Raw genomic sequence first — 26,898 nt, 5'->3', positions numbered from 1 at the left:
CACCGGGAACGAGCACGTTCCCTGGAGGCTCGCGGACGTGGCGTGGACGGGTGACGCGTCAGCTGACCCGGAGACCGACCGCCAGCGTCAGCTCGAGCACCCGGTGCGGTGATGCGAGATCGGGAAACAGCTCCCGCAACTGCGACATCCGGTATCGGACCGTCTGGGGATGGACGAACAACGCCGCCGCGACCTCGTCCCGCCTGCCCTGGTGCAGCAGCCACGCCCGCAGCGTCTCCTCCAGCCGCCGTGCGGTTGCTGCGGGCAAGCTCTGCAACGGTGCGAGGGCTCGGGCGCGCAGGTCGGCGAACGCGTCCACGTCGGCGCTGAGCACCAGGTCGGGCAGATGGTCCTCGGTGTCGCGGATGCCGGAGGAAAGGGAGCGCGCGCGTAGGGCACGTGCGTACGAGGCGGACGCGTGGGCCCATGGCCGGGCCGGGCCGACCACGGCGTCGCGATCGGTCAGCTGCCGCAGGAGACGTGATCGGTCGGCATCGGGGACGAGGAGCACACCGGTGGCATCCGGCAGATCGTCGAGGACGAGGGTGCTCGGGTCGAGTGTCCGGTAGGCAGGCCGTGCCTGGATGGCGGGCAGCAGGACGGCGGTCAGCGAGACAGGAGGCTGCCACCCGGCACGTTGGCCGGAGGCCAGCAGCACGTCCGGACTCGCGCCGGCGAGGAGGTCGCGGGCCAGGTGTTCCAGGTGGCGCTCGTGGGCTCTGCCCCGGGCGGCCAGTTCGTCGGCGTGGCCCGCGGCGCTCGCGGCGGAGAGCTCGTCGATGTAGGCGAAGGTCAGCTCGGCGAACTTCGCGACCTCGGCGGCCGGCAGACCCGCGGGTACGGCACCCGCTGCAAGACATCGCCAGGCGACCCGGGCGCCGACACGGTAGGCGCTGAGCAGGGCGTCCATGGAACGGCCGTCGCGCACCTCGCCGCGGCCCAGCTCGTAGGCGGCGTCCCCGGCGTCGCCGCCCGTGGCGGTCCCGCTCGCAAGGTCCAGGTAGTGCCCCAGGGCGGTGCGGACGGCTCTGCGGATGGTGGCGCCCATGCGGCCCGACAAGGCATGGGCGTAGGGAGGAACCTCGTCGATGATCGCCTGGACGACTTCGTCGGCGGTGGTCTTCAGGGCGGCCCGAAGGGCGGTGACCGTCGTCTCGTCCAGGGTCAGTTCGCTGGCCCTCCGGGTTGCATAGCTCATTTTTGTTCCCTGCGAACAATTCAGTCGGCCAGATTTACGTCCTGTGGTCAGGACTTTACGCCTGGAGGCGCAGCAAGCTGGGGCCATGACGAGTGGAGCCCTCCGCAGCAGGGCGTGGAAACTGCTGGAGATGGTCACGACGCCGCTGCTGCCGTCGGACTACCTCGACCTGGTCAGCCCGCTGCGTGCGGGCGCCGACCTGTGTGGGCGCATCGAGGCCGTGCACTCCGAGACCGATGACGCGGCGACCGTCGTGATCAGGCCGGGTCGGGGCTGGCGCGGCCACACAGCCGGCCAGTACGTGAGGGTCGGGGTCGACGTCGACGGCGTGCGCCTGTGGCGTGCCTACTCCATCACCTCGCCGACGGACCGCCGGGACGGCCGTGTCACGATCACGGTGAAGGCGATCCCGGGCGGCAAGGTCAGCAACCACCTGGTCCGCAGGGCGAAACCGGGCACGCTCATCCAGCTCGACCAGGCGACGGGTGACTTCGTCCTGCCCCCGGCCGAGCCCGCCAAGGTGCTCTACCTTACGGCCGGCAGCGGCATCACACCCGTGATGGGCATGCTGCGCTCCATCGAACTCGACGACGTCGTCATGGTCCACTGTGCGCCACAGCCGCAGGACGTGATCTTCCGCGGGGAACTGCACGGCCTGGTCGCGGACAAGAAGCTTCGGCTCACCGAGGTGCACACCGACACCGACGGCAAGCTCGACATCGCCCGTCTCCACGAACTCGTGCCCGACTGGGCCGAGCGCGAGACCTGGGCCTGCGGGCCCGCGGGTCTGCTCGACGCCGCCGAAGAGCACTGGACCGAACAGGGCGTCCGGGAACGCCTGCACACTGAACGGTTCCGCGCCGGCGTCATCGTCGCCGGCGAGGGCGGCGAGGTCACGTTCAGCGCCACCGGCAGGACCGTCGACGCGGACGGCGCCACGCCGTTGCTCGACATCGGCGAGGAGGCCGGCGTGCTCATGCCCTCCGGGTGCCGCATGGGCATCTGCTTCGGCTGCGTCACGCCGCTCAAGGCCGGCGCTGTCCGCGACCTGCGTACCGGCGAGATCACCGAGGCCGAGCCGGGCGTCCTCATCCAGACCTGTGTGTCCGCCGCGGCGGGCCCCTGCGACATCGAACGGTAGGAGCACCGTGACCGCCATCGACCCCACCGCCCACCTGACCGCGGAGCAGATCGAGGAGTTGGGCCGCGAGCTGGACGCCATCCGTGACGAGGTGATCGCCGGCCGCGGGGAGAAGGACGCCGCCTACATCCGCCGCGTCATCTCGGCCCAGCGCAAGCTGGAGCTGGTCAGCAGGGGTGTGCTGCTGTTCTCGTTCTTCCCGCCCGCGTGGCTGATCGGCACCGCCGGGCTGTCCGTGGCGAAGATCATGGACAACATGGAGATCGGCCACAACATCCTGCACGGCCAGTGGGACTGGATGCGCGACCCGAAGATCCACTCCACGACCTGGGAGTGGGATCACGTCTCGCCGTCCGATCAGTGGAAGCACTCGCACAACGAGCTGCACCACACGTACACCAACGTGATCGGCCAGGACAACGACCTCGGCTACGGCATCATGCGCGTCGACGAGGACCAGAAGTGGCACCCCTTCCACTTGGGCCAGCCGCTGTGGAACTTCCTCAACGCCTGCTTCTTCGAGTACGGCATCGCGGCGTACGACCTGGAGCTCGGCAAGAACCTCACTAAGCGCCGCCGCAAGAACCCGGAGTTCCGCGCGCGGGCCAGGGCCGTGGGCCGCAAGATCCGCAAGCAGGTGCTCAAGGACTACGTGATCCACCCGCTGCTGTCGGGCCCCTCGTTCCTCACCACACTTGCCGCCACGTTCACCGCGAACCTGGTCCGCAACCTCTGGACCCACTCGGTGATCATGTGCGGGCACTTCCCCGAGGGCGTACAGGTCTTCGAGCGCCGGTCGATCAAGGGCGAGACACGCGGCCAGTGGTACCTGCGCCAGATGATGGGCTCGGCGAACATCAGCGGCAGCAAGGCCATGCACTTCATGACCGGCAACCTGTCGCACCAGATCGAGCACCACCTGTTCCCGGACCTGCCGAGCAACCGGTACGCCGAGGTCGCGGTGAAGGTGCGCGCGCTGTTCGAGAAGTACGAGCTGGAGTACGTCACCGGCCCGCTGCCCAAGCAGGTGTTCTCCGCGTGGCACAAGGTCTTCCGGCTCGCACTGCCGAACAAGCAGCCCGAGGTCGAAGCGCCGGACCGTGAGCGGGACCTCATCGCCGCCTGACTCCCCGCCTGACTCTTCGCGTGCTCCGGGCGGGCGGGCCGGCGGGTCAGGCTGGACGACCTCGTGCGGTCCGTGCGCAGGAAGACTGATCGTTACCAGGTGGTCAGGTCGACCGAGTAGGCGCAGTGGGGGTCGGATGTGTCCGTCACCCAGCGTTGCTCTTCGTCGATGAGTGAGGGCAGGGCTGCCAGCAGGGCTGTCAACGCACCGGTGAGCTGTACGTCGGCCGCGATCAGGCCGTCTGCCTTCTCGACTGCGAGGTAGAGACGCATGCTGTCCTGTCCGGTGAAGAGGAATCCGCAGAGTGCCGGGCTGGGCGGACTCTCGACGAACGGCCAGGCCAGAGTGCGCAGTAGGCGCAGCGCTTGGTCCGTACGGGTCGAGTCGGCAGGTTCGAGGGCGGTGGTGTCCACGGGGACGAGCGGCATGCTCATCACGGTCGCGTCCGTTTCGGGGAGGGGGCCGGATGCGAGCGTGCGCGTCCAGCCGAGGACGAGCGGGGCGGTCACCGGTTCCTCGTCCTCGTCCGACAACGGGACTTCATAGGCCACCAGTTCGTGTTGCGTCGACATGTCGGCGGCTCCAGTGGGGGGTGCCTTCGCCACCGGGCTGCAAAGCCGGGGATGTTGCAGCCGCCTGCAACCGGACACCCTGGACGGGTCCAGTATTTACTGTCCGGCCCATTCTTGCTGGTCACAGCCCTGACCGGACAGCCGGACAGCCGGGACGCCCGTAGTCGTGCTGGATCATGGACATCGTCTACTTGTGGCGAGGAGACCGCGGCTGAGCCCGTGAACTCCTTGCGTGGAAACGGGCTGGTGATGCAAGATCCGTCAGCCGCCAGGTCACGGGGATCAGGGGCTTGACCTGTGGGGCTGTTGTGGCTGGCGCGGACAGACCGATGAACCTGCTGGGCAGGGGTACGAGGAACAGACTCGCGTGGGCTGGTGCGGTCGCGGCTGTGCTGATCACGCTGGGAACGGTCGGCCACAACAGCCACGGGGTTGTTGGTGCGTCGACGGCCGAGCCGGAGATCGTTGTTCGTGACGCAGCGATCACGGAACAGGATCGCAGTCGGGTGGAGACGTACTGGACCGGCACGGGCATCGCGAACGTGGCCCACGGGGACGCCACTGGCAACCCCGTGCAGCCTGAATGGGCGGAGGGCGGTCTCATTGCCCGTACTGTCGGCCGCCTGTACGCCCAGGGTGCAGGGGGCAACTTGGGTGCCTGTACGGCGACCGTGGTCGGCACGCGCACGGTGATAACCGCCGCGCACTGTGTCAGAACGTCGGATGCCGGGGAGTCCTCCCGGTCGGCGACGTGGGACCAACAGCTCTACTTCGTGCCTGGCTACCGCGACGGCAAGAGCCCCTACGGCGGCTTCACTGTGCGCCGGGTGCGGATGGCCGAGGAGTGGCAGGACGAGGGCATGGACGTCGCCGTGCTGGAGATGAACCCCGGCCACGACGGGCGGAGCGTCTCCGAGGTGACCGGCATTCAGCGGATCTCGTTCACCACTGAATCGGGTAGCCGCACCCACTTCTTCGGCTACCCGTACACGAACCGGCTCTTGCACTGCGAAGGCGTCAATTCGCGCGAATACCGTGGCAGTGCTTTGCTGCGGATCCCTTGCGTAATGGGCGTCGGGTCGAGCGGCGCCCCCTACATCGTCGACCTCGACGCGGCCGAAGCCGGCACTGTCGTCGCGGTGAACATCAGTGGCGACGAGAACTTCAGTTACGGAACGGCCCTGGGCTCGTTCGCCCGACGCCTCTACGCGCAGTCTGAGCACTGCTCGCGAGACTGTGTCGAGCGTGACGCTTAGACCGAGCAAGACAAAAGGAAGCCCCCGCTCTTCCATGGAGAGGGTGACGAGAATCGAACTCGCGCTCTGAGCTTGGGAATCAGCGGTCCTTGAACGGCCGCATCGGCTCTGACCTGTGTGTTTGCGTCGGTCGGCGTGGATGGCCACGGTCTGTGGAAGCCGTACTCGACCGTTGTTGTCCGCTCTTCTGGGCACGGATGGGGCACGAGAGCTGGCAGCGAGACGCGTGCTCCGGGCGGGCCGGCTGGTCAGAGAGGGATGATGCGAACCTGGCTGCCGCAGAGCTTGGTCATGTCGTCGCTGTCGGAGGTCAGCAGGGCGACGGGTTTCGGCTGGCGGAGTGCGACCTCGGCGACGGTGGCGTCGATGGCGTACTTGTGCCCGTGCAGTCCGGCGCCCTTGAGGAGCTCAGCCGCCGCTTTCGCCGCCTGCCCGGTCACCGGCTCCACCTTGATGCGGGACAGGGCCCAGTTCAGGCGCGGCATGTCGGTACGGGAGTGGGCTACTTCCACGATGGTGTTCGCCCCGATCACCAGGTCGGCTCCCATGTCGTGGAAGACCTGCAGCATGGCGAGGAGCTTGCGGTCCTGCGCGATCCAGGCGGAGAGACCTTCCGAGTCCAGGACGACCGTTTCGATGCGCTCGCTCACGCGGCGTCCGCGTCCTTGGAGGAGCCGGTGGCGTCGAAGATCTTCGCGTGGGCCTCGGCGAGCTCCTCGTCGCTGAAGCCTCCATGCTCTTCCTCATGCCGGCGAAGGTCGTCGCCCAGAAGCTGGTGGCGGATCTGGCGGGCCACGGCTTCCGCGACGTAGCCCGAGACGTTGTCTGTGAGCTTGCGGAGCTCCGCCACCTGGTCGCTGGGGAGCGTGACGGTGATGCGAGTCGTTGAGGACACACGTCAAGCATACTGGAGTATGCGTGACTGGGCTCGGGTTTGCGGCACCGATCGTTCCGGTCAAGGTTTCGCGACCGGAGGGTTCCGGCGCTGGGAGTTCAAGCCCGCGGGCCATGCGCGTATCGGTCATGGGCCGAGACGAATGGCCAGGCCAACGTGCGCAGTGCTTGATCCGACGCTCCGATGGATCGGGTCAGGCCCAGAAGGCTTCGGTGACGATGATCTGCGGGTCGGCGTGGCGCCGCATGAAGGTGTAGATGAGCCAGCCGCGTCCGCCGGCCAGATCCACGATGTGAGGGCCGCCGGGGCTTGTGGATGCCAGAGGTCGGACGGTCATCCAGTGCGGGAGCGAGGCATCGACGTCGATCCCCCGGAAGTACGGGTCTTCGGCCGTGATCGGTTCCGCACGGGCACTCATGACCAGTTCACTGCCTTCGGCGGGCATGTTCTGGAAGTCGTGCTGCGCCTGCTTCGTCCAGTCCATCTGCCAAGGCGGCCGGAGTGATTCGTCGATCACTCTCCGGGCTTCCGCTCGGCGGCTTCGTGCCGGAGGCGGCTGTACTCCTCCAGAAGCCGAGTGGACTCCTCGGGGTCCTCGGACTTGGCGGCGCGGGCTTCGAGGTCACGAAGGTGTGAGTCGAGGACGGGATTCCGCGCAATCGCGTATTGCGTCCACCACAGGCGCATGAAGGCCGGCACGGGGGTGATGTTGAAGGCGTCGCCGATGACGCGCTTCCAGTGCGCCTCGAAGTCCGGGAGGAGGTGCGGAGTGTGTTCCTGAATCGCCAACCGAAGTGCCTGAGGCGTGTGTTCGGGCATGGGCGGCAACCGCAGGGGTTCCTCCTCGTACCCATCGAAGTGGAGTGCGTGGGCGGGCATCGTTCGTGCTCCTTGGTGTGGAGGGTGGTTCAGGCCGCCTCGCGTCGGTCCCCGCGCGACTCGTGCCCGCGGGCCATCTGCTCGAACCACTCGGCCGGCACCAGGTAGGCGACCGTCTTTCCCTTGCGGGTGATGGCGGCGGCCTCGCCGGCGATCCGGGTCCGGTCCAGGATCTCGCCCATCCCCTTGCGCAGGTCGATGGTCGTGTATGTCTTCGTCTCCATATGCTGAAGCGTATAGCAACTATCATAGTTGCTATACGTACCCCTGGAGTGCGACGGCTGGAAGAAGCCAACGGGCACGTCGGGTGCAGTGCGGGAGCGGGGTGCCTGATCGGGCTCGTGGCAACAAAGAAGCCCCAGGTCCCTGACCTGGGGCTTTTTCATGGAGCGGGTGACGAGAATCGAACTCGCGCTCTGAGCTTGGGAATCAACGGTCCTTGAACGGCTGCAGTGACTCTGACCTGCATGTTTGGCCGGGTCAGGCAAGGCCGGTGTGGTCTCCGGGCACCGGGCTTGACCGCTGTTGTCCGCTCCGAAGGGCACGGATGGGGCACGAACGCGGTCACTGCGGGGGAGACGGCCCTTGGCGTGTCACGCCCAAGCGGTGATGAGGTCGTCGGGGGTGAGGCTGAGGACGCCGTTGGCACTGCTTCCGCTGCGGGCGACGGCGAGCAGGGGGGTGGAGTCGTCGGTGCCGGGCAGTTGTGAGCGGTGGGTGACGAGTCGGGCGAGGTCGCGGTTGTCGAAGGGCTTGTTCTCCAGCCACTTGATGGATCCGACGAAGGTGATCTTCTTGGCGATAGGAGATCGGTCGGCGCCCACGAGGTCGATTTCAGGGTCGTTGGTGCGGGTCCAGTAGCCGCCGATCACGTTGGTGGCCTCGGGCAGCCGGTCGTCGGTCAGGCGCCACAGAGCCTCGCGGATCACAGGTTCGACGGCGCGGCCTCGCCAGGACGTCCAACTGGTGCGGATCGATTCGAGTACACGGTCTCCACGCCCGCGCTCGATCATGGGGATGCCGGGCCCGAGGAAAGAGAGCCAGAAGCGCAGGTATGGATCGGCTACGTGGTAGCGGCTCTCGCGGCTCGGCCTGGTGGACAGCGGAAGGTCGGCCGCCACCATGCGTCGGCTGGTGAGTAGCTCCAGGGAACGTTTCAGAGAGCCTGGATTGAGGTCGCCGGCTGCCCGGCCGATCAGGGTGAAGGTGCGTTCCCCGTGTCCGATGGCACTCAGCACGGTGCGGGCCTGTGCCTCTGTGGGGAACTCGGCGGCCAGAGTGCGCTCGCCGCTGACGAGGAGGGCGGACGTCGGACGGGCCAGCGCCTGCTCCAGGTAGTCCCAGAGGGTGGCACCTGGAGGCCATTCCTCAAGGACGAGCGGGAGGCCGCCAGAGACCAGGAAGGCGTCGAACGCCTCAGCCGGCGGGAGGTCGAGCATGGCGGCGACCTCGGTCGGATTGAGCGGAGGTACGACCATCTCGGTGCCGCGCTGGTAGAAGGGGCGACCGTAGGTGTTCAGCTGCTCCATCATCGCGATGTCCGAGCCGATGAGGACGAGCAGTACGGGGAGCTTGGACAACGTCCGGTCGAATGCCTTCTGCAGCGCGCCCTCGAAAGCGGGGTCCTCGCGTACGAGGTAGGGCATCTCGTCGAGCACGACCACGCTGGGCGTGTCCGGAGGCAGGACACTGGCGAGCAGGCTCAAAGCCGCGTCCCAGGTCTGCGGGGTGGCGAAGTCCGCGACGCGGCCGGCGTCGGGGAGTGGAGAGACGGCGAGCTCGGCGGCGAAGCCTGCCAGGTCCTCGGCCTTCGCGCCGCCTACTGCGGTGAAGAAGACATGAGGAAGCCCGGAGCGTTCCAGGAACTCCTCCACGAGCCGGGACTTGCCGACCCGTCGGCGCCCTCGGATCAGTACGGCGCGCCCGGGCCGCCCGCTGCGTCCGCCGGTCCGTACAGGGGCCAGTAGGTCATCAAGAAGGCCGAGCTCCGTACGACGCCCAACGAATCCGTTCACAGGTTCCACCTCGCCGATCGTTCACCCTCTGCAAAGCAGGTTACTTTCTTCAATGCAAGTTGCGCAAATGCAATGCTTCTGCGCTATTGCTGCCGACGTCCCGTGAGGCTGGGAGAAGATCAAGGCCGGTTTGCATGCAGTGGGCCCGTGTTATGGCACGCCAACTCGTCGGTGCCCGGGGTCGATCGGCGTCAGTGGCGGGCGCCGGGTCCCGGGGGGTGTGCGTGACAGGGCCGCGTCCGCGCGCCTCCGGCGGTCGACGCGTGCCGACGCGCCAGACCGGACTCGCCTTGTAGATGTTGTTTGAAGCCGGGCTCGGGGCGTAATGGCCGGGCGGAAGGGCGCTGAACAGCGGGAGCAGGGGCAAGGTGCGGAGGTGATACGGGATGGTCAGGCCGGTCTGAACAGCAAGAAAGCCCCCGGCCGTTGGCCTGGGGCTTCTTCATGGAGCGGGTGACGAGAATCGAACTCGCGCTCTGAGCTTGGGAATCAACGGTTCCTAGGTTGCTGCAGGGGCTCTGACCTGCGATTTCGGATTGGTCAGGTGGGCGGCTCCCGGTCTCTGGGAGTCGTATGTGACCGCTGTTGTCCGCTCTGCTGGGCACGGATGGGGCACGAGACTGGCAGTGCGACGCGTGCTCCGGGCGGGCCGGCTGGTCAGAGAGGGATGATGCGAACCTGGCTGCCGCAGAGCTGGGTCATGTCGTCGCTGTCGGAGGTCAGGAGGGCGACAGGTTTCGTCTGGCGGAGTGCGACCTCGGCGACCGTGGCGTCGATGGCGTACTTATGCCCGTGAAGTTCGGCGCCTTTGAGAAGCTCAGCTGCCGCTTTCGCCGCCTGTTCGGTAACGGGCTCCACCCTGACGCGGGACAGTGCCCAGTTCAGGCGGGGCATGTTGGTGCGGGAGTGGGTCACTTCCACGATGGTGTTGGCCCCGATGACCAGGTCGGCTCCCATGTCGTGGAAGACCTGAAGCATCGCGAGGAGCTTGCGGTCCTGCGCGATCCAGGCGGAAAGTCCTTCCGAGTCCAGGACGGCGGTCTCGTTTGGCTGGAATCATGCTCCTGGCATGCCCGTTTGGCATCCGTGCGTGAACGTCCTTCTCGCCGCATGACCATCTGGGCGGGACGTGACCTGACGGGCCGGATGCCACCAGGAACCGTCGGGAAGAACGGTTCCCGGTCTTTTGTCAACCCGTTGACAGAGGTCGCCGCCCTTGCGATGTTTTGCCTGCCGCGCAGGTCGAACGAGCGGTCGGCATGGGGGACGGGGAGAGCAAGTGTGCGCAGTGGTGGCGGTGGAAGCATCGCAGGGGGCCAGCCCGCGGGGTGTGGGCGATGTGCCGGTCCTCGTGATCGTCGGTGCCAACCCCACGGTGGCCCGGGAGGCGGCGACCCTGCCCGGTGAAGTGATTCACGTGCAGTTGCCCGGCGCGTCGTCCCTTGGCCCTGACGACCGGGTTCTCACCACCGACTACGGGGACCTGTCGGCCTTTCTCGACTTCACCGACGAGGTCCTGCGGCCGCTGGCGCCCACCGCCGTGGTTTCCCTGACCGAATTCGGCCTGGAGCCGGCCGCGCAGGCCGCGCGACGGCTCGGTGCGACCGGCGTCGCACCTGCTGTGGTGCGGGCCACCCGCGACAAGCTGGAGATGCGGCGGATACTTGAGCGCCAGGCCGCGCATCTGAATCCGGCCTTCGCTGCGGGCGACGACCCGGAAGGCGTGGCGCGCCTGCTCTCCGTACACAGGCGGGGGGTGGTCAAGCCGGTCGACGGGGTCGGCAGCGCCGCCGTCGCCCTGGTGGAGGGCGTCGATGGATTCCCCGCCGAGCGCCGTACGGCAGCGCACCTGCTCGAACAGTTCGTCGAGGGAGACGAGTTCAGTGTCGAGGCCCTCTCGGTGGGAGGCGACCACAGGGTCGTCGGCATTGCCGAGAAGGGCACCACGGACGGGTTCGTCGAAGTCAGTCATATGATGCCGCCGCCCTCGCTGGACCCGCGACGCCAGGAGCTGGTCGTCCGGGCGGTCGGCGAACTGCTCGACGCCATCCGCCTGACGGACGGCCCGAGCCACACCGAGGTGAAGGTCGACGGTGACAAGGTCGTCGTGATCGAGACCCATACCCGGCTCGGCGGCGACGGCCTCGCGGACCTGGTCCGCCTCACCACCGGGGTCGAGTGGCGGCGTGCCGCGCTCGGCTGGGCCATCGGTGCGGAGGCCTCCCGGGGGCCCGCATCGGCGTCCGCGGCTGCCACCGTCTTTCTCACCGCGCCGCCCGGACGAGTGGCGGCTGTCGCGCCACGGCCCGACCTCACCCACGGGCACATCCACGCCTGGGATGTTTCCGTTCTCCCTGGAGACGAGGTCCGTCCGGTGCACTCATCCTCGGACCGGCTCGGTATGGCCGTCCTGACCGCGGCCGACACCGGCGCCTGCGCGGCGGCCGTGGCGGAGCTGATCTCCCATCGGGTGGTCACCACCACCCCCGGCCCTTCGCTCTGACAGGAGCGCGGGCCGTACTGCCTGGCCCGCGCGGCCTCATTCCTTCACCCACTCCTTCATCGTGCACACCAACATACGGGGGACACATGCCTGTCAAGAATGATCCTATTTCCTATGATTTCCACGGGGATGCGCCGTTCTCGATGCCCTTCCAGGACATCAAGCCCCAGGACATCCACATCTACCTCGACCTCGACACGAAGATCGGGAAGAACACCTGCGGCCAGAAGTGCAGCCACTGTTGGTTCGTCAACTACGAGAAGGTCTACGACAAGTCCTTCGCGCTGGAGGAAGGCCCCCGCATTCTTCAGGGCCTCCAGTCGCACGGGTACCACGTCTACCCGCGTTACGTGGACAGCTTCGCCTACGACGGTGCCTTCATGCGGCTCTACGGGCCTGCGAACAACCGCGAGTTCCGGCAGGAATCCGACCACAAGCCCACCGAGACCATGGAGAAGGGAGACGCCTGGACCAGCGGCCGCCCCCTCCTCGCCGACAACTGGACCGAACTCCTCGACCTGGCCGTGGAGAACGGCTACGGCACCATCTCCATCACCTATCACGGCGTGATCGACGAGAATCTCGAAATTGTCGACCACAAGTCGTATCCCATCAAGGGAGTCTTCTCCGGCGCGGACACCGAGGAGGTGCTGCGCCGCATCGCCGTCTACAACAAGGGCGTCGACCCCGAGGACGCCTTCCGCGTCAACATCGGCGTCACCGTCGGCCGCCACAACCACGGCCGCACCTCCCTGGAGCGCTACGCCCGCTACTTCAACAAGCTGGGTGTCGCCACCGTCCGGTTCAACAACTTCACCGACCACGGCGGCCGGCACCCCGAACTCCGCCTCTCCCGCGAGGAGACGGAGCAGGCGTACCGGGACTTCAAGTGGATCCACGAGACCGTTCCGCTCGGATTCCAACTCGGCGTCAGCGAGGATTTCGGCACGTTCGGCATCAAGGTCATGGGCTTCCCCGGCCACGTCGGCTGGTGCCGGGCCGGCCGCCAACTGTTCGCCGCCATCCCCGCGCAGGAGGAGACGCTTTCCGACGGGCCCGAGGGCCGTCGCGAGAAGATCGGCGACATCGTCGGCTGCGTCAACACCTTCGAGCCACACCTGGGACACCTGGTCCGCACGGTCACCCAGGGTGATGCGGGTGAGGAAACCACGTACGACGTGGAGTTCGATCACGAGGGGATCGAGACGTTCACCGCCAAGAGGCTCTCCGGTACGTACAAGGACGGCTGTTTCGCCACCGAACTGTCCGAGGAGCTCGGCCTGATCTCCCGGGTCCCGGCGCGGCGCCGACTGCCGCTCCTCACCGACTCCCGGCCCTGACCCGAGAGGTTCCAAGCACGATGCGCCACATCCTCGTCTTCGCCAAGACGCCCTACTCCAAGACCCCGTACGACCAGTGGCTGACGGGTTCGGGAATCGTCCCCGTCATCGTGACCGCTTCCGAATACGCCGCGGGCTACTCCCACCTCCCGCACGTCCATGCCTTCGACGCGTACGACACCAACCAGCTGGTCGAGAAGACCGCGCTGCGCCTGGCCCGCGAGTTCGCGGTCGAGGCGGTCTTCGCCCGCGCCGAGGCCGACATCGTGCGCGCCGCCCACCTGCGGGAGCTGCTCGGGCTGCCGGGGCAGCACGTCTCCAGTGCGCGCGCCTTCCGCGACAAGGTGGTCATGAAGGACCACCTCGCGGGCGGTCCCGTCGACGTGCCCGCCTACCGACGGCTCGACTCGGCCTACACAGCCCTCGAATTCGTCGCCGAGCACGGATACCCCGTCGTGATCAAGCCCGTGTCCGAATCGGGCTCTCTGGGAGCGGTGATCGTACGCGAGGAGGCGGAGCTGGACGCGTACCTCGCCGACCCCTGGCGGGGAGAGAGCGAGATCGAGGAGTTCGTCCCGGGGCAGATGTACCACGTGGACGGCCTGGTGGCCGAGGGAGAAGTGGTCTTCGTGCATCCCTTCCGGTACCTCAACGACTGCCTGTCCTTCCGGGACGACGACTGGGTGGCCAACCTCCCGCTCACCCGGCAGGACCCGTCGTACGACCGGTTGGTCAAGGCGGCACGGGCGGTCCTCGCCGAGCTGCCGACCCCCTCGCAGACAGCCTTCCACGCCGAGTTCTGGATCACGCCCGACGACCGACTGGTCTTCTGCGAGATCGCCAGCCGTACCGGTGGCGGCATGATCAGCGGCATGGTCCGGCACGCGTTCGGGATCGACCTGGACAAGGAGTGGCTGTACGCGGAGTGCGGCCTGCCCCCGACGCGGGGCGCCCTCACCTACCGACCTGCCGGAGCGCTGTGCATCCCGCCCCGGAAGGGCGTACTCGAATACCTGCCGACGTCCGGCCCAGGGGCCGGCCAGCCCGAGTGCGTCCGCGAGACGACCCTCACCGGGGCGGCCGGGCAGCAGTTCAACGGCGGAGTCAAGTCCGGTCTGTTCCTGGCCGGTTACGTGGTCGACGGGAACACGGAGGAGGATGTGGCAGCCAATCTCGAACATGTGGCGGGCTGGTTCTACGACAACACCCGGTGGCGGCCCGCCGATTCCCTCGGAGGTACCGCATGAGTGCGACGACACGCCCCGATACCCCTGCCACCGAACTCCCCGGCCCGCTCGTCGGGGCCGACCGGCTGGCTGCCCTGCGCGAGGAGGGCGTGATCCTCTTCGACGCCTCGGTCGGCGCCCACCGGGGCGCGGCTGTGCGCATCCCCGGGGCCCGCCCCTTCGACCTCGACGGGGACCTGTCCGATCACACCTCCACCGTGCCGCACACCATGCCCGGTGCCCGGCAGTTCACCGAAGCCCTGCGCGCGCTCGGCGTGCACGACTCCGACACGGTGGTCGTCTACGACGCCCAAGGCATCTACTCCAGCGCCCGCGCCTGGTGGATGCTGCGTGCCATGGGTTTCGACAGGGTCGCCGTCCTCGACGGCGGACTGCCCGCCTGGGTTGCCGCCGGCCATCCGGTCGAGCAGTCGCCGGCCGCCTACGACGGCCCGCGCGGCACCTTCACCGCCCGGCCCCGGCCGGGGCTGATCGTGGACGCCGATACCATCGCCTCCGCCCTCGCCGACCCGGCAGCCGTCGTGCTCGACGCACGCACGGCGAAGCGCTACGCCGGCACCGCGCCGGAGCCGCGCCCGGGCCTGCGTGGGGGCCACATGCCGGGTGCCGTCAGCCTCCCCTTCGGGGAGATCCAACGGGACGGCGGTGTGATGCGTCCGACGCACGAGCTGCGCACGGTGTTCGAGAGGGCGACCGAAGGGCGTGAGCAGCTGTACTTCAGCTGCGGCTCCGGGGTCACCGCCTGCGTCCTCGCACTGGGGGCCACCCTGGCCGGCTACGGCGACCTCGCCGTGTACGACGGCTCATGGAGCGAGTGGGGCCTGCCCTCCGACCGGCCGGTGGCCACAGGCGACGGTCTCGACGGGAGCAGCCCGCGATGACCGAAAAGGCTCGCGGTGTGCGGCTCACCGCGAAATGGCGGACCTTCACCAGCCTGCCGGCCGGCCTCAAGGCCCTGATCGGCCTGTCCTTCGTCGTCGCCCTCGGCAGCTACATGGTCACGCCGTTCATCGGGGTGCTCATGGTCAAGGCGATCGGCCTGGACATCCGCGTGGCCGGAACCCTGGTGGCCGTGGCCACCTTCATCCAGTTCGGTGGCAGCATCCTCGGGGGTGCGGTCGTGGACCGGATCGGTCTCAAACGGACCATGGTGCTCGCGCTCATCCTGCGCACGGCCGGCCTGGTTCTGCTCGGAGTGGCCGTCACGGTGCCCTGGGTCGCCTACCCGGCCGTCGTCCTCGTGGCGGCCGGTCCGGCACTGTACCTGCCGGCGAACAAGGCGTACATCGTCACCAGCGTCTCCGACGATCTGCGTCCGCTCTTCCTCGGAGTGAGTAGCGCCGCCCTCAACGCGGGCATGGGGATCGGGCCGCTGCTCGCCGCGCTGCTGATCGACGCCGATCCGGTGCTGCTGCTCGTCGGTCTCGCCGGACTCTTCGCGCTGATCACCGCAGCCCACCAAGCCGCCCTGAAACCGGTCGAGCGCCGGCCGGACGCGCCTCCGGCGACGCACGGGAGCGAGAAGGTCCGTGGTAAGCGGGCGGCGCTGCGCGGCGCGCTGCGCCCGGTCCTCTTCACCGCGCTCGCCTTCTACCTCTACTTCTTCTTCCAGAGCTTCATCGGCCTGTACGCGGCCGGAGTGTCCGACATCCAGCTTCTCGGATGGGTGATGCTCCTCAACTGCGCCATGGTGGTGCTGCTCCAGCCTCCGCTTGCCGACCGCATCGCCTCCGCCGACTACCGCCTGCTGATGGCCGGTTCGTTCGGCCTGATGGCACTCGGCATGGCGAGCATGGCGCTCGGCGGCCTTCCCGCCCTGTTGGCCGGCACCGCACTCTTCACCCTCGGCGAGATCTTCCTCTTCCTCCGCTGCGACCTGGAACTCGTCGACCGTGTGCCCGGCAACCCTGCGTTCGCCTTCGGTGTCCAGCGGCTGGCCGCCGGAATCGGCGGCCTCCTTGCCGGTGTCGTCGGCGGGTTCGTCTTCGCCCACTTCGAGGCCGCCGGGGATCTTGGTACGTTCTGGCTGGTGGTGGCGGCCCAGTGCGCGGGCGCGGCTCTGCTCGCCCTGCTGCTGGGTGGCCGCCGACGCCCGGCCGTTCCCGAAACGATCGCGGTCGAAACGGGGGTGGCCCGGTGAACGAGTCAGCCTTCTCGCAGGAGACGCGTTTCGTGCACGCGGGCTCCGACCACCGGCAGCAGGGCGGCTACGTCAATCCGCCCGTACACCGCGCCTCCACCGTCCTCTACCGGGACATGGCCGAGATGGACGTCTCCCAGGCGGATCCGCTCAAACGCGGAGGCCCGGTCTACGGGCGTTTCGGTACCCCCACCAGCCGCGCTTTCGAGGAGGCGCTGACCGAACTGGAGGGTGGGCACGCGGCGGTGGCGACCTGCTCCGGTCTCTCGGCGATCACCACGGCGATCCTCGCGTACGTCCGGGCCGGCGACCACCTCCTTGTCAGCGACTCCGTCTATCTGCCGACCCGGAGGTTCTGCGACTCGCTCGCGGCACTGGGAGTGGAGACCGAGTACTACGCTCCGCTCACGGATGGCGCCGCGATCGATGAACTGATCCGCCCCCGGACGCGGTTGGTCTACCTGGAGTCCCCGGGCTCCACCACCTTCGACGTGCAGGACATCCCGGCGATCACCGCCGTCTGCCGGGCCCGGGGCGTAGCCACCATCGCGGACAACACCTGGGCCACTCCTGCTTTCTGCCGACCGCTGACGCTGGGGGTGGACGCGGTGGTCCACTCCGCGACCAAATACCTGACAGGACATGCGGACAGCATCCTCGGAACGATCGTCTGCACGCAGGAGAGCTACCCGGTGATCCGGGGAGCGGCCATCCGGCTCGGTCAGTGCGCCGGTGCCGACGACGCCTACCTGGGGCTGCGCGGGCTGCGTACTCTGAGCGTACGGATGAGCCGGCACCAGCAGCAGGGGCTGGAGCTGGCACGCTGGACCGCCGGTCAGGAAGGCGTGGCGGCCGTCCTGCACCCAGGGCTTCCCGAGGATCCCGGCCACCACCTGTGGCGCCGCGACTTCACCGGAGCGGCGGGGCTGTTCGGGGTCGAACTGGATCCGGGTTTCGGCAAGCCGGCCATCGACGCCATGCTCAACCGGCTTCGGATCTTCGGCATCGGTCACAGCTACGGCGGCTACGAGAGCCTGATCGTGCCGACCGACCCGGAGACCCACCGCTTGCCGGGTACCTGGGCCGGACGCGGGCCGCTGATCCGGGTGCACGTCGGCTTCGAGAGCCTGGACGACCTCAAGGATGACCTGAGGGCAGGTTTCGGCGCTCTGGCGAGCAGGGGATAGCCCCACTGCTGAGACGACACCGCGGGCCCGGGAGCGGTGGCGCGACCGTTTGCCTTCTGGTGCCGTGCCCGCCCGGGCCATCAGCGCTACGGGCCGCACGGTCGTCGGTCAGGCACTGACGGGGTCGGTGACGATCAGGCGTGCGGAGAGCGGATCTGTTTCCAGGGCGCTGACCTGCCGACCGAGCTGTTCCAGGCCGGCGCGCACGGCAGCAGCAATGTCCTCCATGCCCTCGGGGTTCTCGGTCGCTACGTCGAGGTCCTGGCTGAGCAGTCCGACCAGGCCGTGTGCCGCAACTGCGCAGCCGCCGGTCAGCGCCACAGGGTGGACACCGCCCACGGCGAGGACATCAGCCAGCACGTCGATCATCCAGGGAGAGGCCACCGAAGCCGACCGGACGCATCCAAGGTGCCCCAGACAAAGAAGCCCCCGGCCGCTGGCCTGGGGCTTTTTCTTGGAGCGGGTGACGAGAATCGAACTCGCGCTCTGAGCTTGGGAAGCTCATGTTCTACCATTAAACTACACCCGCGAAGCGCGCCGATGATCGGCGGTGCATCGTCGCACACTCTACCCCATCGCAGGCCCCCGGCGTGTCAGCCGTGGGGCCTGCGTGGTTTTCGGGTGGGCGGATGCCGTTGTCGGCGGCGGGAGTTGTGGGCGTAGCGTGGGGGTCGGAGTGCCGCCTGGAGCGGCGTCCCGTTCATCCCCTAATGTGGCGGTCTCGTCCAAGGCTGGTTGGGGAAGGGACTTGATGGAGTCGATGGAGCGCACCGTCGTCCGCTGTGCCGAAGGGCACGTTTTCGCTACCTCGTCGTTCCCGATGCAGCAGCTCGGGTCCGAGCGGATCGGTCCCGGGCGGCTCATCCGCTGTCCGCGCTGCGCGCGGTTGAGGCAGGCCGTTCCGGTGGTGTTCGAGGAGCGTTAGCGGGGCGCTGCAGTGCTGTGACGCAGACGCGCGAGGTGGTCCGGTTGGGGACGGCTCGCGCGTTCTGCGTATCCTCGGTGCGTGCTTCTCTCAGACAAGGACCTCCGGGCCGAGATCGACGCCGGGCGGGTCCGTATCGACCCCTTCGACGCCTCGATGGTGCAGCCCTCGAGCATCGATGTGCGGCTGGACCGCTACTTCCGGGTGTTCGAGAACCACCGCTATCCGCATATCGACCCCGCCGTCGAACAGGTGGACCTGACCCGTCAGGTCGAGCCGGAGGGCGACGACGCGTTCATCCTCCACCCGGGGGAGTTCGTCCTGGCCTCGACGTACGAGGTCATCTCCCTCCCCGACGACATCGCGTCGCGGCTGGAGGGGAAGAGCTCGCTGGGGCGCCTCGGTCTGGTGACGCATTCCACGGCCGGTTTCATCGACCCCGGGTTCTCCGGGCATGTGACCCTGGAGCTGTCGAATCTGGCGACGCTTCCGATAAAGCTGTGGCCGGGAATGAAGATCGGGCAGCTGTGTATGTTCCGGCTGTCCTCGTCGTCCGAGTTCCCCTACGGATCCGAGCGTTACGGATCGCGTTATCAGGGCCAGCGAGGGCCTACCGCCTCGCGTTCCTTCATGAATTTCCATCGGACTCAGGTGTGATACGGCATGGCTGCTGAAGCTCGGGAGAATCTGACGTACGAGGCCTTCGGGACCGCCGTGCGGGAGTTGGCGCAGGCGGTCGCCGACGACGGCTACGAGCCCGATGTGGTGCTGAGCATCGCCCGCGGCGGGGTCTTCGTCGCCGGCGGTCTGGCGTACGCCCTGGACTGCAAGAACATCCACCTGGTGAACGTCGAGTTCTACACCGGTGTCGGGACCACGCTCGAGATGCCGGTCATGCTGGCGCCGGTGCCGAACGCGATCGACTTCTCGCAGAAGAAGGTCCTCATCGCCGACGACGTCGCCGACACCGGGAAGACGCTGAAGCTGGTCCACGACTTCTGTGTCGACCACGTGGCCGAGGTGCGCAGTGCGGTCATCTACGAGAAGTCGCATTCGCTCGTGAAGTGCGAATACGTGTGGAAGAAGACCGACCAGTGGATCAATTTCCCCTGGAGCGTCGAGAAGCCCGTCGTGCGCCGTGAGGGCCAGGTCCTCGACTCGTAGGGACCGTCGGCCCGGAACAGCGGGCCGCGGCCGCCCGTCCGGCGGCCGTCGCTGACGTACGGAGGGCCCGGGCGCGCTGTTCTCAGCCGCGCCCGGGCCCTCCCGTGTACGGGTTCCGCCGTCAGATCGTGCCGAGCTTGATGATGGAGAGCAGGGCGATCAGCTGGATCGCCGAGGCGCCCAGGGCCTTCGGCCACGGAAGGTCGTGGGACTTGCTCACCATCGAGGTGAACAGCGCTCCGGCGGCCAGCCAGGTGACCCAGCCGAGGATCTGCACCAGCGAGTTCTCACCGCCCAGGAACAGGGCGAAGACGAGCCGCGGCGCGTCCGTGATCGACATGATGAGCATCGACAGGCCGACCGTCGGCTGCCAGGAGCCCGTGCCGCCGAGCTGGCGCGCCAGGGTGTGGGTGACCGCCCCGAGGACGAGGCCGCCGAGGACGAACCCGACCCCCGTGAAGATCACGTACGGCGCCGCCGTGGAGACCTCCGCGTGGATCGCCTCGTCGCGGGCCTGGTCGAAGCCGAAGAGGGCGAGCAGGCCGTACACGAACGTGACGACGATCGCCGTGCCCCAGACGGGGTAGTCGCGCATCTGCCAGAAGGTCGGTCCCGGCCGCATCACTATGCCGCTCAGCAGCTGCTTCCAGTGCAGCCGCGGGCCCGAGGGCTGCGCCGGGGCGCTCCCGGCCTGGTAGGTACTGCCCTCGCCGTACGGGTCCTCGTCGATGCTGAACGCCTGGGTGTGGCCCGGCGCGTTCGCATACGGGTCGTGCTGCGACGGCTGGTGGTGCGGCTCGCCGAAGTACTCCGGCTCGCCGTGGCCGCCCCCGTGCCCGTTCCCACCCCCGTGTCCGTTGCCGCCGTGCCCGCCCGCGTACGGAGCGCCCTGGGGGCCGCCGTACGGTGCGCCGTTGCCGCCCGCCGGGGGCCACGACTGGCCGCCGTAGGGCGGCGGTGAGGCCTGCGCGCCGTACGGCTGCTGCTGCGGGTGTTGCTGCGGTGTGCGGTTGTCCCGGCCGCGTCCGATCCTGAATCCAGCCACCCGTCGAACGTACCTGGTCCGTGAGGGTGGGGTGGCTGGGCGGGGGGAACAAGGGTGCCATTGCGGCCTAGCTGTGACATCCCGTAGGGGAACCCCGGAGGGTTCGCCGTGCCTCCGGCAACCGGGTGGCACCCGGGCGTACGGGCGCCGGCACGGCAGACGGAAGCGGCCGGTCCTGCCCCCGAGGCAGGTCCGGCCGCTTCCGTGGTGGAGACGTCCGTGAAGACGGTTACTGCACGGGCTCCGGTTCCGGCTGATCGGCCGTCTCGGTGTCGTCCGACGGGTCGATCGGGGTCTTCACCGACTCCAGCAGGAGCTGGGAGACGTCGACCACCTGGATCGACTCCTTCGCCTTGCCGTCGTTCTTCTTGCCGTTGACCGAGTCGGTCAGCATGACGAGGCAGAACGGGCAGGCGGTGGAGACGATGTCCGGGTTGAGGGAGAGGGCCTCGTCGACACGCTCGTTGTTGATGCGCTTGCCGATCCGCTCCTCCATCCACATCCGGGCGCCGCCGGCGCCGCAGCAGAAGCCGCGCTCCTTGTGGCGGTGCATCTCCTCGTTCCGCAGACCGGGGACGCTCTTGATGATCTCGCGGGGCGGTGTGTAGACCTTGTTGTGGCGGCCCAGGTAGCAGGGGTCGTGGTACGTGATCAGGCCCTCGACCGGCGTCACCGGGATCAGCTTGCCCTCGTCCACCAGGTGCTGGAGCAGCTGCGTGTGGTGGATGACCTCGTACTCGCCGCCGAGCTGCGGGTACTCGTTGGCGATGGTGTTGAAGCAGTGCGGGCAGGTGGCGACGATCTTCTTGAGGGCCTTGGCCTTCTTCGTCGAGTCGTCCTCGTCGTCCTCGCCGAACGCCATGTTCAGCATCGCGACGTTCTCCTGGCCGAGCTGCTGGAACAGCGGCTCGTTGCCGAGGCGGCGGGCGGAGTCACCGGTGCACTTCTCGTCGCCGCCCATGATCGCGAACTTGACGCCCGCGATGTGGAGGAGCTCCGCGAAGGCCTTCGTCGTCTTCTTGGCGCGGTCCTCCAGGGCGCCGGCGCAGCCGACCCAGTAGAGGTAGTCGACCTCGCTGAGGTCCTCGACGTCCTTGCCGACGATCGGGACCTCGAAGTCGACCTCCTTGGTCCACTCGACCCGCTGCTTCTTGGCGAGCCCCCAGGGGTTGCCCTTCTTCTCCAGGTTCTTGAGCATCGTGCCCGCCTCGGACGGGAACGCGGACTCGATCATCACCTGGTAGCGGCGCATGTCGACGATGTGGTCGATGTGCTCGATGTCCACCGGGCACTGCTCGACGCAGGCACCGCAGGTGGTGCAGGACCAGAGGACGTCCGGGTCGATGACGCCGTTCTCCTCCAGCGTCCCGATCAGGGGGCGCTCGGCCTCGGCGAGGGCGGCGGCGGGGACGTCCTTGAGCTGTTCCTCGGTCGCCTTCTCGTTGCCCTCCATGTCCTTGCCGCCGCCGGCCAGCAGGTACGGCGCCTTGGCGTGCGCGTGGTCGCGCAGGGACATGATGAGGAGCTTCGGGGAGAGCGGCTTGCCGGTGTTCCAGGCGGGGCACTGCGACTGGCAGCGGCCGCACTCGGTGCAGGTGGAGAAGTCGAGGATGCCCTTCCAGGAGAACTGCTCGACCTGGGAGACGCCGAAGGTGTCGTCCTCACCCGGGTCCTCCCAGTCGATCTCCTTGCCGCCGCTGGTCATCGGCTGCAGGGCGCCCAGCGCGACCTCGCCGCCGGCGTTCCGCTTGAACCAGATGTTCGGGAAGCCGAGGAAGCGGTGCCAGGCGACACCCATGTTGGTGTTGAGCGAGACCGTGATCATCCAGATCAGCGAGACGCCGATCTTCACCATCGCGGTGAAGTAGATGAGGTTCTGGAGCGCTCCGAGGGAGAGGCCCTTGAAGGCGAGCACCAGGGGGTACGACACGAAGTACGAGGCCTCGTAGCCGTCGACGTGGTGGATGGCGCCCTCGAGACCGCGCAGGGTCAGGATCGCCAGGCCGATGACGAGGATGACGTACTCCACGAAGTACGCCTGCCAGGCCTTGGAACCGGCGAAGCGGGACTTGCGGCCGGCGCGGGAGGGCAGGTTCAGCAGCCGGATCGCCATGAGCGTGAGGATGCCGAGCGTGGTCATGATGCCGATGAACTCGATGTAGAGCTCGAACGGCAGCCAGTCCCCGACGATCGGCAGCACCCAGTCGGCCTTGAACAGCTGGCCGTACGCCTGGAGCAGCGTCGGCGGCAGTGTCAGGAAGCCGATGGCGACGAACCAGTGGGCGAAGCCCACGATCCCCCACCGGTTCATCCGGGTGTGGCCGAGGAATTCCTTGACCAGGGTGATCGTGCGCTGCTTGGGGTTGTCGGTGCGGCTGCCTGCCGGCACCGGCTGTCCGAGACGGACGAACCGGTAGATCTGCGCGACGGCTCGGGCGATGAGCGCAACGCCGACGACAGTCAGCACCAGCGACACGATGATCGCGGCGAGTTGCATTTGGGGGCTCCTCGGGCCTGCGAGGGTGGGATCCAGCGCGTACAAGCGATTACTAAGCAGTAACTTAATCAGTCTGTGCTGACACTATCCACTTATTCCGCCGTGCTGTAGCCGGGCAGGCGGTGATCTGTGTCGCTCAGGTGAGCCTTCCCCGGGTGGCGTAGTCCGCGCAGGGCCGCGTGGAGCGGTATGCGTACGGATTGAGCCAGGATCGCCAGGTCGAGCCGTGTTCCATGATGCTCCGCGTAGTGGGCGTCCAGGAGGGCGGGTTCGTCCCAGGGCATTCCGGAGCGGGCACGGACCTGGGCGAGTCCGGTCAGGCCGGGGCGCAGGTCATGCCGCCGGCGGCCCGCCGACTGGTCCAGCAGGGCGGCCTCGGCCGGTGTGAGCGGGGGCGGTCCCACCAACGAGAGGTCCCCCCGCACCACGTGCGGCAGCCGGGAGAGCAGATCGAGCCGGAACCGCCGGGTCCGCAGCGAGCGCAGTTCGAAGGGGCGCCCGCCGAGGCCGATCCGGGTTTCGCGTCTGATCACGCCGTCCCGGGTGAAGGGCGGACGGAGGGTGAGCGCGAGGGCCGCGAGCGCGAGTGCGGGGGCGGCCGCCAGCAGCATCGCCGTGCCGAGCGCCACGTCCAGGGTCCGCTTGACGTCCGGCGCGGCCAGGCTCCCGGCGAGGCGTTCGATGCCGGGCGCCGCCCGGCCCGCCGCCCTCCTGGCGGAGAGCAGGGTGAGCCGCGTCCTTCGTGCCGCAGTCTGCTTCGCGTACCGCATTGCACCTGCCCGGGGGTCGACGACGTGACGCTATGACCGTCTCGCTGTGTTTTGTGACAGAACGATCCCACGGTGCGAGGGTGGGGTGTGGGTGTGCGCGGCATGCGCGTGCCGGTGTCGCGGTCGCGGGCCGGCCTCAGTGCCTTCCCGTGGGGCGCCGAAAGATCGTCCGCCGGTTTCCGGAGCCGTGACGATCGCAGAAATGCCTGATCAGAGGTGTTGCGAGCATATAAGTTGAGCGTAAGTCGCTCAGGTCCTTTGACTCCGAGGTGCGTCTCATGCATCCTTGAGTCAGATCCACTCAAGTAGTCAGTTGGAGGAATTGAAATGGCACGTGCGGTCGGCATCGACCTGGGCACGACTAACTCCGTCGTCAGCGTTCTCGAAGGCGGCGAGCCCACCGTCATCACCAACGCCGAAGGCGCCAGGACCACGCCGTCCGTCGTCGCCTTCGCGAAGAACGGCGAGGTGCTGGTCGGCGAGGTCGCCAAGCGCCAGGCGGTCACCAACGTCGACAGGACGATCCGTTCGGTCAAGCGCCACATGGGCACCGACTGGAAGATCGACCTCGACGGCAAGAGCTTCAACCCGCAGCAGATGAGCGCCTTCATCCTGCAGAAGCTGAAGCGGGACGCCGAGTCCTACCTGGGCGAGAAGGTCACCGACGCGGTGATCACCGTCCCCGCGTACTTCAACGACTCCGAGCGTCAGGCGACGAAGGAGGCCGGCGAGATCGCGGGCCTCAACGTCCTGCGCATCGTCAACGAGCCGACCGCCGCAGCCCTGGCGTACGGCCTCGACAAGGACGACCAGACGATCCTCGTCTTCGACCTCGGTGGCGGCACCTTCGACGTGTCCCTCCTGGAGATCGGCGACGGCGTCGTCGAGGTGAAGGCCACCAACGGTGACAACCACCTCGGTGGTGACGACTGGGACCAGCGTGTCGTCGACTACCTGGTGAAGCAGTTCGCCAACGGCCACGGCGTGGACCTGTCCAAGGACAAGATGGCTCTCCAGCGTCTGCGCGAGGCCGCGGAGAAGGCGAAGATCGAGCTCTCGTCCTCGACCGAGACCACGATCAACCTGCCCTACATCACGGCCTCCGCCGAGGGCCCGCTGCACCTGGACGAGAAGCTCACCCGCTCGCAGTTCCAGCAGCTGACCGCCGACCTGCTGGAGCGCTGCAAGCACCCGTTCCACAACGTCATCAAGGACGCGGGTATCCAGCTGTCCGAGATCGACCACGTCGTTCTCGTCGGTGGCTCGACCCGTATGCCGGCCGTCGCCGAGCTCGTCAAGGAGCTGACCGGTGGCAAGGACGCCAACAAGGGCGTGAACCCGGACGAGGTCGTCGCCATCGGCGCCTCGCTCCAGGCCGGTGTCCTCAAGGGCGAGGTCAAGGACGTCCTGCTCCTCGACGTGACCCCGCTGTCCCTCGGTATCGAGACCAAGGGAGGGATCATGACGAAGCTCATCGAGCGCAACACCACGATCCCGACCAAGCGCTCCGAGATCTTCACGACGGCCGAGGACAACCAGCCGTCCGTGCAGATCCAGGTGTACCAGGGCGAGCGCGAGATCGCGGCGTACAACAAGAAGCTCGGGATGTTCGAGCTCACCGGTCTGCCGCCGGCCCCGCGCGGGGTGCCGCAGATCGAGGTCGCCTTCGACATCGACGCCAACGGCATCATGCACGTCTCCGCCAAGGACCTCGGTACCGGCAAGGAGCAGAAGATGACCGTCACCGGCGGCTCCTCGCTGCCGAAGGACGAGGTCAACCGGATGCGCGAGGAGGCCGAGAAGTACGCGGAGGAGGACCACGCCCGCCGCGAGGCCGCCGAGTCCCGCAACCAGGGCGAGCAGCTCGTCTACCAGACGGAGAAGTTCCTCAAGGACAACGAGGACAAGGTCCCCGGTGACGTGAAGACGGAGGTGGAGACCGCGCTCACCGAGCTGAAGGAGAAGCTCAAGGGCGAGGACACCGCCGAGATCCGTACCGCCACCGAGAAGGTCGCGGCCGTCTCCCAGAAGCTGGGTCAGGCGATGTACGCCAACACCCAGGCCGAGGGTGCGGCCCCGGGCGCCGAGGCGCCGGGTGACGACCAGGCCCGCGCGGCCGACGACGACGTCGTCGACGCCGAGATCGTGGACGACGAGAAGGACCAGAAGGGCGGTGCGGCGTGACCGAGGAGACTCCGGACTTCGAAGAGAAGCCCGACGTCCCCTCCGGCGCCAGCCCCGACGACGCCGAGCCGAAGGCCGCCACCCCCTCCGAGGAGGAGGCGGCGGCCCCGGCCGGGGACGTGCAGCAGACCGCGGCCCTGACGGCCCAGCTGGACCAGGTCCGCACCGCGCTCAACGAGCGCACGGCAGACCTCCAGAGGCTCCAGGCCGAGTACCAGAACTACCGCCGTCGCGTGGAGCGTGACCGGGTGACGGTCAAGGAGGTCGCCTCGGCGGGCCTGCTGACCGAGCTGCTGCCCGTGCTCGACGACGTCGGCCGGGCACGGGAGCACGGCGAGCTGGTCGGTGGCTTCAAGTCGGTGGCCGAATCCCTGGAGACGGTCGTCGCGAAGCTGGGCCTCCAGCAGTTCGGCAAGGAGGGCGAGCCCTTCGACCCGACCATCCACGAGGCCCTGATGCACTCGTACGCGCCGGACGTCACCGAGACGACCTGCGTGGCGATCCTGCAGCCCGGGTACCGCATCGGGGAGCGCACCATCCGCCCCGCGCGGGTGGCCGTGGCCGAACCGCAGCCGGGGGCGACGCCCGCGGCCGCGAAGGAAGAGAAGGCAGACGACGAGGAGAGCGGTGGCACCGAAGAGGTCTGACCTTGCGTCCGACCACAGGGGTGAACACCGACGGGTCGTGGGGGGGGGCCCCGGGCGGGCCCCCCCCCCCCGCCGGCCGCGGGGGGGGGGGGCGGGAGTTCAATAAAAAAATTAAGGGGTTTGTTATAAAAAAAAAAAAACCACACAAAAAAAAAACAAAAACAAAA

The 26,898-nt window shown here is 68.0% G+C and carries 25 protein-coding genes, 1 tRNA gene and 1 pseudogene; 13 read left to right on the top strand and 14 right to left on the bottom strand.

Annotated elements, in window-relative coordinates; all coding sequences use genetic code 11:
- Positions 1-58: 58 nt before the first annotated feature.
- Positions 59-1,198, bottom strand: a complete 1,140-nt coding sequence (locus ACFXOA_RS00135) for a PucR family transcriptional regulator (RefSeq protein ID WP_385020018.1) — start codon at positions 1,196-1,198, stop codon at positions 59-61.
- An 85-nt stretch (positions 1,199-1,283) separates the two neighbouring features.
- Here ACFXOA_RS00135 and ACFXOA_RS00130 point away from each other — a divergent pair, with 85 nt between their 5' ends.
- Together ACFXOA_RS00130 and ACFXOA_RS00125 are read left to right on the top strand one after the other, a co-directional pair.
- Complete coding sequence (locus ACFXOA_RS00130) at positions 1,284-2,339, top strand: ferredoxin reductase (protein ID WP_385020015.1); 1,056 nt, start codon at positions 1,284-1,286, stop codon at positions 2,337-2,339.
- A 7-nt stretch (positions 2,340-2,346) separates the two neighbouring features.
- Positions 2,347-3,465 carry a fatty acid desaturase family protein gene (locus tag ACFXOA_RS00125; protein ID WP_385020013.1) on the top strand — a complete coding sequence of 373 codons (1,119 nt, stop codon included), beginning with the start codon at positions 2,347-2,349 and terminating at the stop codon, positions 3,463-3,465.
- A gap of 92 nt (positions 3,466-3,557) precedes the next feature.
- On the opposite strand, the gene ACFXOA_RS00120 is transcribed toward ACFXOA_RS00125, so the two are convergent.
- On the bottom strand, positions 3,558-4,037 hold the full coding sequence (locus tag ACFXOA_RS00120; RefSeq protein WP_385020010.1) for a hypothetical protein: 480 nt from the start codon (positions 4,035-4,037) through the stop codon (positions 3,558-3,560).
- 389 nt (positions 4,038-4,426) lie between these two features.
- Here ACFXOA_RS00120 and ACFXOA_RS00115 point away from each other — a divergent pair, with 389 nt between their 5' ends.
- Positions 4,427-5,293 carry a trypsin-like serine peptidase gene (locus ACFXOA_RS00115; RefSeq protein ID WP_385020007.1) on the top strand — a complete coding sequence of 289 codons (867 nt, stop codon included), beginning with the start codon at positions 4,427-4,429 and terminating at the stop codon, positions 5,291-5,293.
- Positions 5,294-5,541: 248 nt separating this feature from the next.
- Here the strand turns inward: ACFXOA_RS00115 and ACFXOA_RS00110 are convergent, their stop codons facing one another.
- The 7 genes from ACFXOA_RS00110 to ACFXOA_RS00080 form a co-directional block, all read right to left on the bottom strand.
- Positions 5,542-5,943, bottom strand: coding sequence for a DNA-binding protein (locus ACFXOA_RS00110; RefSeq protein WP_385020004.1), 402 nt, complete (start codon positions 5,941-5,943; stop codon positions 5,542-5,544).
- Positions 5,940-6,188, bottom strand: a complete 249-nt coding sequence (locus tag ACFXOA_RS00105; protein ID WP_385020001.1) for a hypothetical protein — start codon at positions 6,186-6,188, stop codon at positions 5,940-5,942. The genes ACFXOA_RS00110 and ACFXOA_RS00105 overlap by 4 nt, the downstream gene beginning before the upstream one ends.
- Before the next feature lie 193 nt (positions 6,189-6,381).
- Positions 6,382-6,672, bottom strand: a complete 291-nt coding sequence (locus tag ACFXOA_RS00100) for a hypothetical protein (protein ID WP_385019998.1) — start codon at positions 6,670-6,672, stop codon at positions 6,382-6,384.
- 29 nt (positions 6,673-6,701) lie between these two features.
- Positions 6,702-7,067, bottom strand: a complete 366-nt coding sequence (locus tag ACFXOA_RS00095) for a hypothetical protein (protein ID WP_385019995.1) — start codon at positions 7,065-7,067, stop codon at positions 6,702-6,704.
- Positions 7,068-7,096: 29 nt separating this feature from the next.
- On the bottom strand, positions 7,097-7,291 hold the full coding sequence (locus tag ACFXOA_RS00090) for a type II toxin-antitoxin system Phd/YefM family antitoxin (protein WP_385019992.1): 195 nt from the start codon (positions 7,289-7,291) through the stop codon (positions 7,097-7,099).
- Between the two features lie 369 nt (positions 7,292-7,660).
- Complete coding sequence (locus ACFXOA_RS00085; RefSeq protein ID WP_385019989.1) at positions 7,661-9,082, bottom strand: ATP-binding protein; 1,422 nt, start codon at positions 9,080-9,082, stop codon at positions 7,661-7,663.
- A gap of 657 nt (positions 9,083-9,739) precedes the next feature.
- Positions 9,740-10,114: a DNA-binding protein gene (locus ACFXOA_RS00080; RefSeq protein ID WP_385020691.1), complete on the bottom strand. Its 375-nt coding sequence runs from the start codon at positions 10,112-10,114 to the stop codon at positions 9,740-9,742.
- 298 nt (positions 10,115-10,412) lie between these two features.
- Here ACFXOA_RS00080 and ACFXOA_RS00075 point away from each other — a divergent pair, with 298 nt between their 5' ends.
- The 6 genes from ACFXOA_RS00075 (at position 10,413) to metC (ending at position 17,499) form a co-directional block, all read left to right on the top strand.
- Positions 10,413-11,585, top strand: a complete 1,173-nt coding sequence (locus ACFXOA_RS00075; protein ID WP_385019986.1) for an ATP-grasp domain-containing protein — start codon at positions 10,413-10,415, stop codon at positions 11,583-11,585.
- A gap of 86 nt (positions 11,586-11,671) precedes the next feature.
- Complete coding sequence (locus ACFXOA_RS00070) at positions 11,672-12,925, top strand: radical SAM protein (RefSeq protein WP_385019983.1); 1,254 nt, start codon at positions 11,672-11,674, stop codon at positions 12,923-12,925.
- Positions 12,926-12,945: 20 nt separating this feature from the next.
- Positions 12,946-14,172, top strand: a complete 1,227-nt coding sequence (locus ACFXOA_RS00065; RefSeq protein ID WP_385019980.1) for an acetyl-CoA carboxylase biotin carboxylase subunit family protein — start codon at positions 12,946-12,948, stop codon at positions 14,170-14,172.
- A complete protein-coding gene (locus tag ACFXOA_RS00060; protein ID WP_385019977.1) occupies positions 14,169-15,053 on the top strand; it encodes a sulfurtransferase in 885 nt (294 codons plus the stop codon). The genes ACFXOA_RS00065 and ACFXOA_RS00060 overlap by 4 nt, the downstream gene beginning before the upstream one ends.
- Positions 15,050-16,312, top strand: a complete 1,263-nt coding sequence (locus tag ACFXOA_RS00055; protein ID WP_385019974.1) for an MFS transporter — start codon at positions 15,050-15,052, stop codon at positions 16,310-16,312. Before ACFXOA_RS00060 ends, ACFXOA_RS00055 begins: the two co-directional genes overlap by 4 nt.
- The gene (gene metC / locus ACFXOA_RS00050; protein ID WP_385019971.1) at positions 16,309-17,499 is read left to right on the top strand and encodes a cystathionine beta-lyase; all 1,191 of its coding nucleotides are present in this window, start codon (positions 16,309-16,311) and stop codon (positions 17,497-17,499) included. Before ACFXOA_RS00055 ends, metC begins: the two co-directional genes overlap by 4 nt.
- 114 nt (positions 17,500-17,613) lie before the next feature.
- On the opposite strand, the pseudogene ACFXOA_RS00045 reads toward metC, so the two are convergent.
- Positions 17,614-17,868: pseudogene (locus tag ACFXOA_RS00045) on the bottom strand (hypothetical protein); the annotation flags it as partial.
- 86 nt (positions 17,869-17,954) lie between these two features.
- A tRNA-Gly gene (locus tag ACFXOA_RS00040) sits at positions 17,955-18,028 on the bottom strand.
- A gap of 477 nt (positions 18,029-18,505) precedes the next feature.
- Between ACFXOA_RS00040 and dcd the strand changes: the two genes are divergently transcribed.
- Both dcd and ACFXOA_RS00030 read left to right on the top strand, forming a co-directional pair.
- Positions 18,506-19,081, top strand: a complete 576-nt coding sequence (dcd, locus tag ACFXOA_RS00035; protein WP_385019968.1) for a dCTP deaminase — start codon at positions 18,506-18,508, stop codon at positions 19,079-19,081.
- Between the two features lie 6 nt (positions 19,082-19,087).
- Positions 19,088-19,588, top strand: a complete 501-nt coding sequence (locus ACFXOA_RS00030) for a phosphoribosyltransferase (RefSeq protein ID WP_385019966.1) — start codon at positions 19,088-19,090, stop codon at positions 19,586-19,588.
- 121 nt (positions 19,589-19,709) lie between these two features.
- On the opposite strand, the gene ACFXOA_RS00025 is transcribed toward ACFXOA_RS00030, so the two are convergent.
- From ACFXOA_RS00025 to ACFXOA_RS00015, 3 genes are all read right to left on the bottom strand, one after another.
- Positions 19,710-20,633, bottom strand: a complete 924-nt coding sequence (locus tag ACFXOA_RS00025; RefSeq protein WP_385019963.1) for a Yip1 family protein — start codon at positions 20,631-20,633, stop codon at positions 19,710-19,712.
- Between the two features lie 229 nt (positions 20,634-20,862).
- Positions 20,863-23,130, bottom strand: coding sequence for a (Fe-S)-binding protein (locus ACFXOA_RS00020; RefSeq protein ID WP_385019960.1), 2,268 nt, complete (start codon positions 23,128-23,130; stop codon positions 20,863-20,865).
- 92 nt (positions 23,131-23,222) lie between these two features.
- Positions 23,223-23,900, bottom strand: a complete 678-nt coding sequence (locus ACFXOA_RS00015) for a sugar transferase (RefSeq protein WP_385019957.1) — start codon at positions 23,898-23,900, stop codon at positions 23,223-23,225.
- Positions 23,901-24,227: 327 nt separating this feature from the next.
- Here ACFXOA_RS00015 and dnaK point away from each other — a divergent pair, with 327 nt between their 5' ends.
- Complete coding sequence (dnaK, locus tag ACFXOA_RS00010) at positions 24,228-26,084, top strand: molecular chaperone DnaK (RefSeq protein ID WP_362550028.1); 1,857 nt, start codon at positions 24,228-24,230, stop codon at positions 26,082-26,084.
- Complete coding sequence (gene grpE / locus ACFXOA_RS00005) at positions 26,081-26,731, top strand: nucleotide exchange factor GrpE (protein WP_385019953.1); 651 nt, start codon at positions 26,081-26,083, stop codon at positions 26,729-26,731. Before dnaK ends, grpE begins: the two co-directional genes overlap by 4 nt.
- Positions 26,732-26,898: the final 167 nt, after the last annotated feature.

Source organism: Streptomyces sp. NPDC059166 (assembly GCF_042755185.1).
GTDB lineage: Bacteria > Actinomycetota > Actinomycetes > Streptomycetales > Streptomycetaceae > Streptomyces.
This window is presented reverse-complemented; position numbering and strand designations above follow the sequence as displayed.

Bases quoted from the DNA above. Each gene is read 5' to 3' on its own strand.
- ACFXOA_RS00060 (WP_385019977.1), top strand. From the start codon at position 14,169: ATGAGTGCGACGACACGCCCCGATACCCCTGCCACCGAACTCCCCGGC.
- ACFXOA_RS00120 (WP_385020010.1), bottom strand. From the start codon at position 4,037: ATGTCGACGCAACACGAACTGGTGGCCTATGAAGTCCCGTTGTCGGAC.
- ACFXOA_RS00090 (WP_385019992.1), bottom strand. From the start codon at position 7,291: ATGGAGACGAAGACATACACGACCATCGACCTGCGCAAGGGGATGGGC.
- dnaK (WP_362550028.1), top strand. From the start codon at position 24,228: ATGGCACGTGCGGTCGGCATCGACCTGGGCACGACTAACTCCGTCGTC.
- ACFXOA_RS00130 (WP_385020015.1), top strand. From the start codon at position 1,284: ATGACGAGTGGAGCCCTCCGCAGCAGGGCGTGGAAACTGCTGGAGATG.
- ACFXOA_RS00055 (WP_385019974.1), top strand. From the start codon at position 15,050: ATGACCGAAAAGGCTCGCGGTGTGCGGCTCACCGCGAAATGGCGGACC.
- ACFXOA_RS00070 (WP_385019983.1), top strand. From the start codon at position 11,672: ATGCCTGTCAAGAATGATCCTATTTCCTATGATTTCCACGGGGATGCG.
- ACFXOA_RS00015 (WP_385019957.1), bottom strand. From the start codon at position 23,900: ATGCGGTACGCGAAGCAGACTGCGGCACGAAGGACGCGGCTCACCCTG.
- ACFXOA_RS00100 (WP_385019998.1), bottom strand. From the start codon at position 6,672: ATGGACTGGACGAAGCAGGCGCAGCACGACTTCCAGAACATGCCCGCC.
- ACFXOA_RS00135 (WP_385020018.1), bottom strand. From the start codon at position 1,198: ATGAGCTATGCAACCCGGAGGGCCAGCGAACTGACCCTGGACGAGACG.
- ACFXOA_RS00095 (WP_385019995.1), bottom strand. From the start codon at position 7,067: ATGCCCGCCCACGCACTCCACTTCGATGGGTACGAGGAGGAACCCCTG.
- ACFXOA_RS00065 (WP_385019980.1), top strand. From the start codon at position 12,946: ATGCGCCACATCCTCGTCTTCGCCAAGACGCCCTACTCCAAGACCCCG.
- ACFXOA_RS00020 (WP_385019960.1), bottom strand. From the start codon at position 23,130: ATGCAACTCGCCGCGATCATCGTGTCGCTGGTGCTGACTGTCGTCGGC.
- ACFXOA_RS00030 (WP_385019966.1), top strand. From the start codon at position 19,088: ATGGCTGCTGAAGCTCGGGAGAATCTGACGTACGAGGCCTTCGGGACC.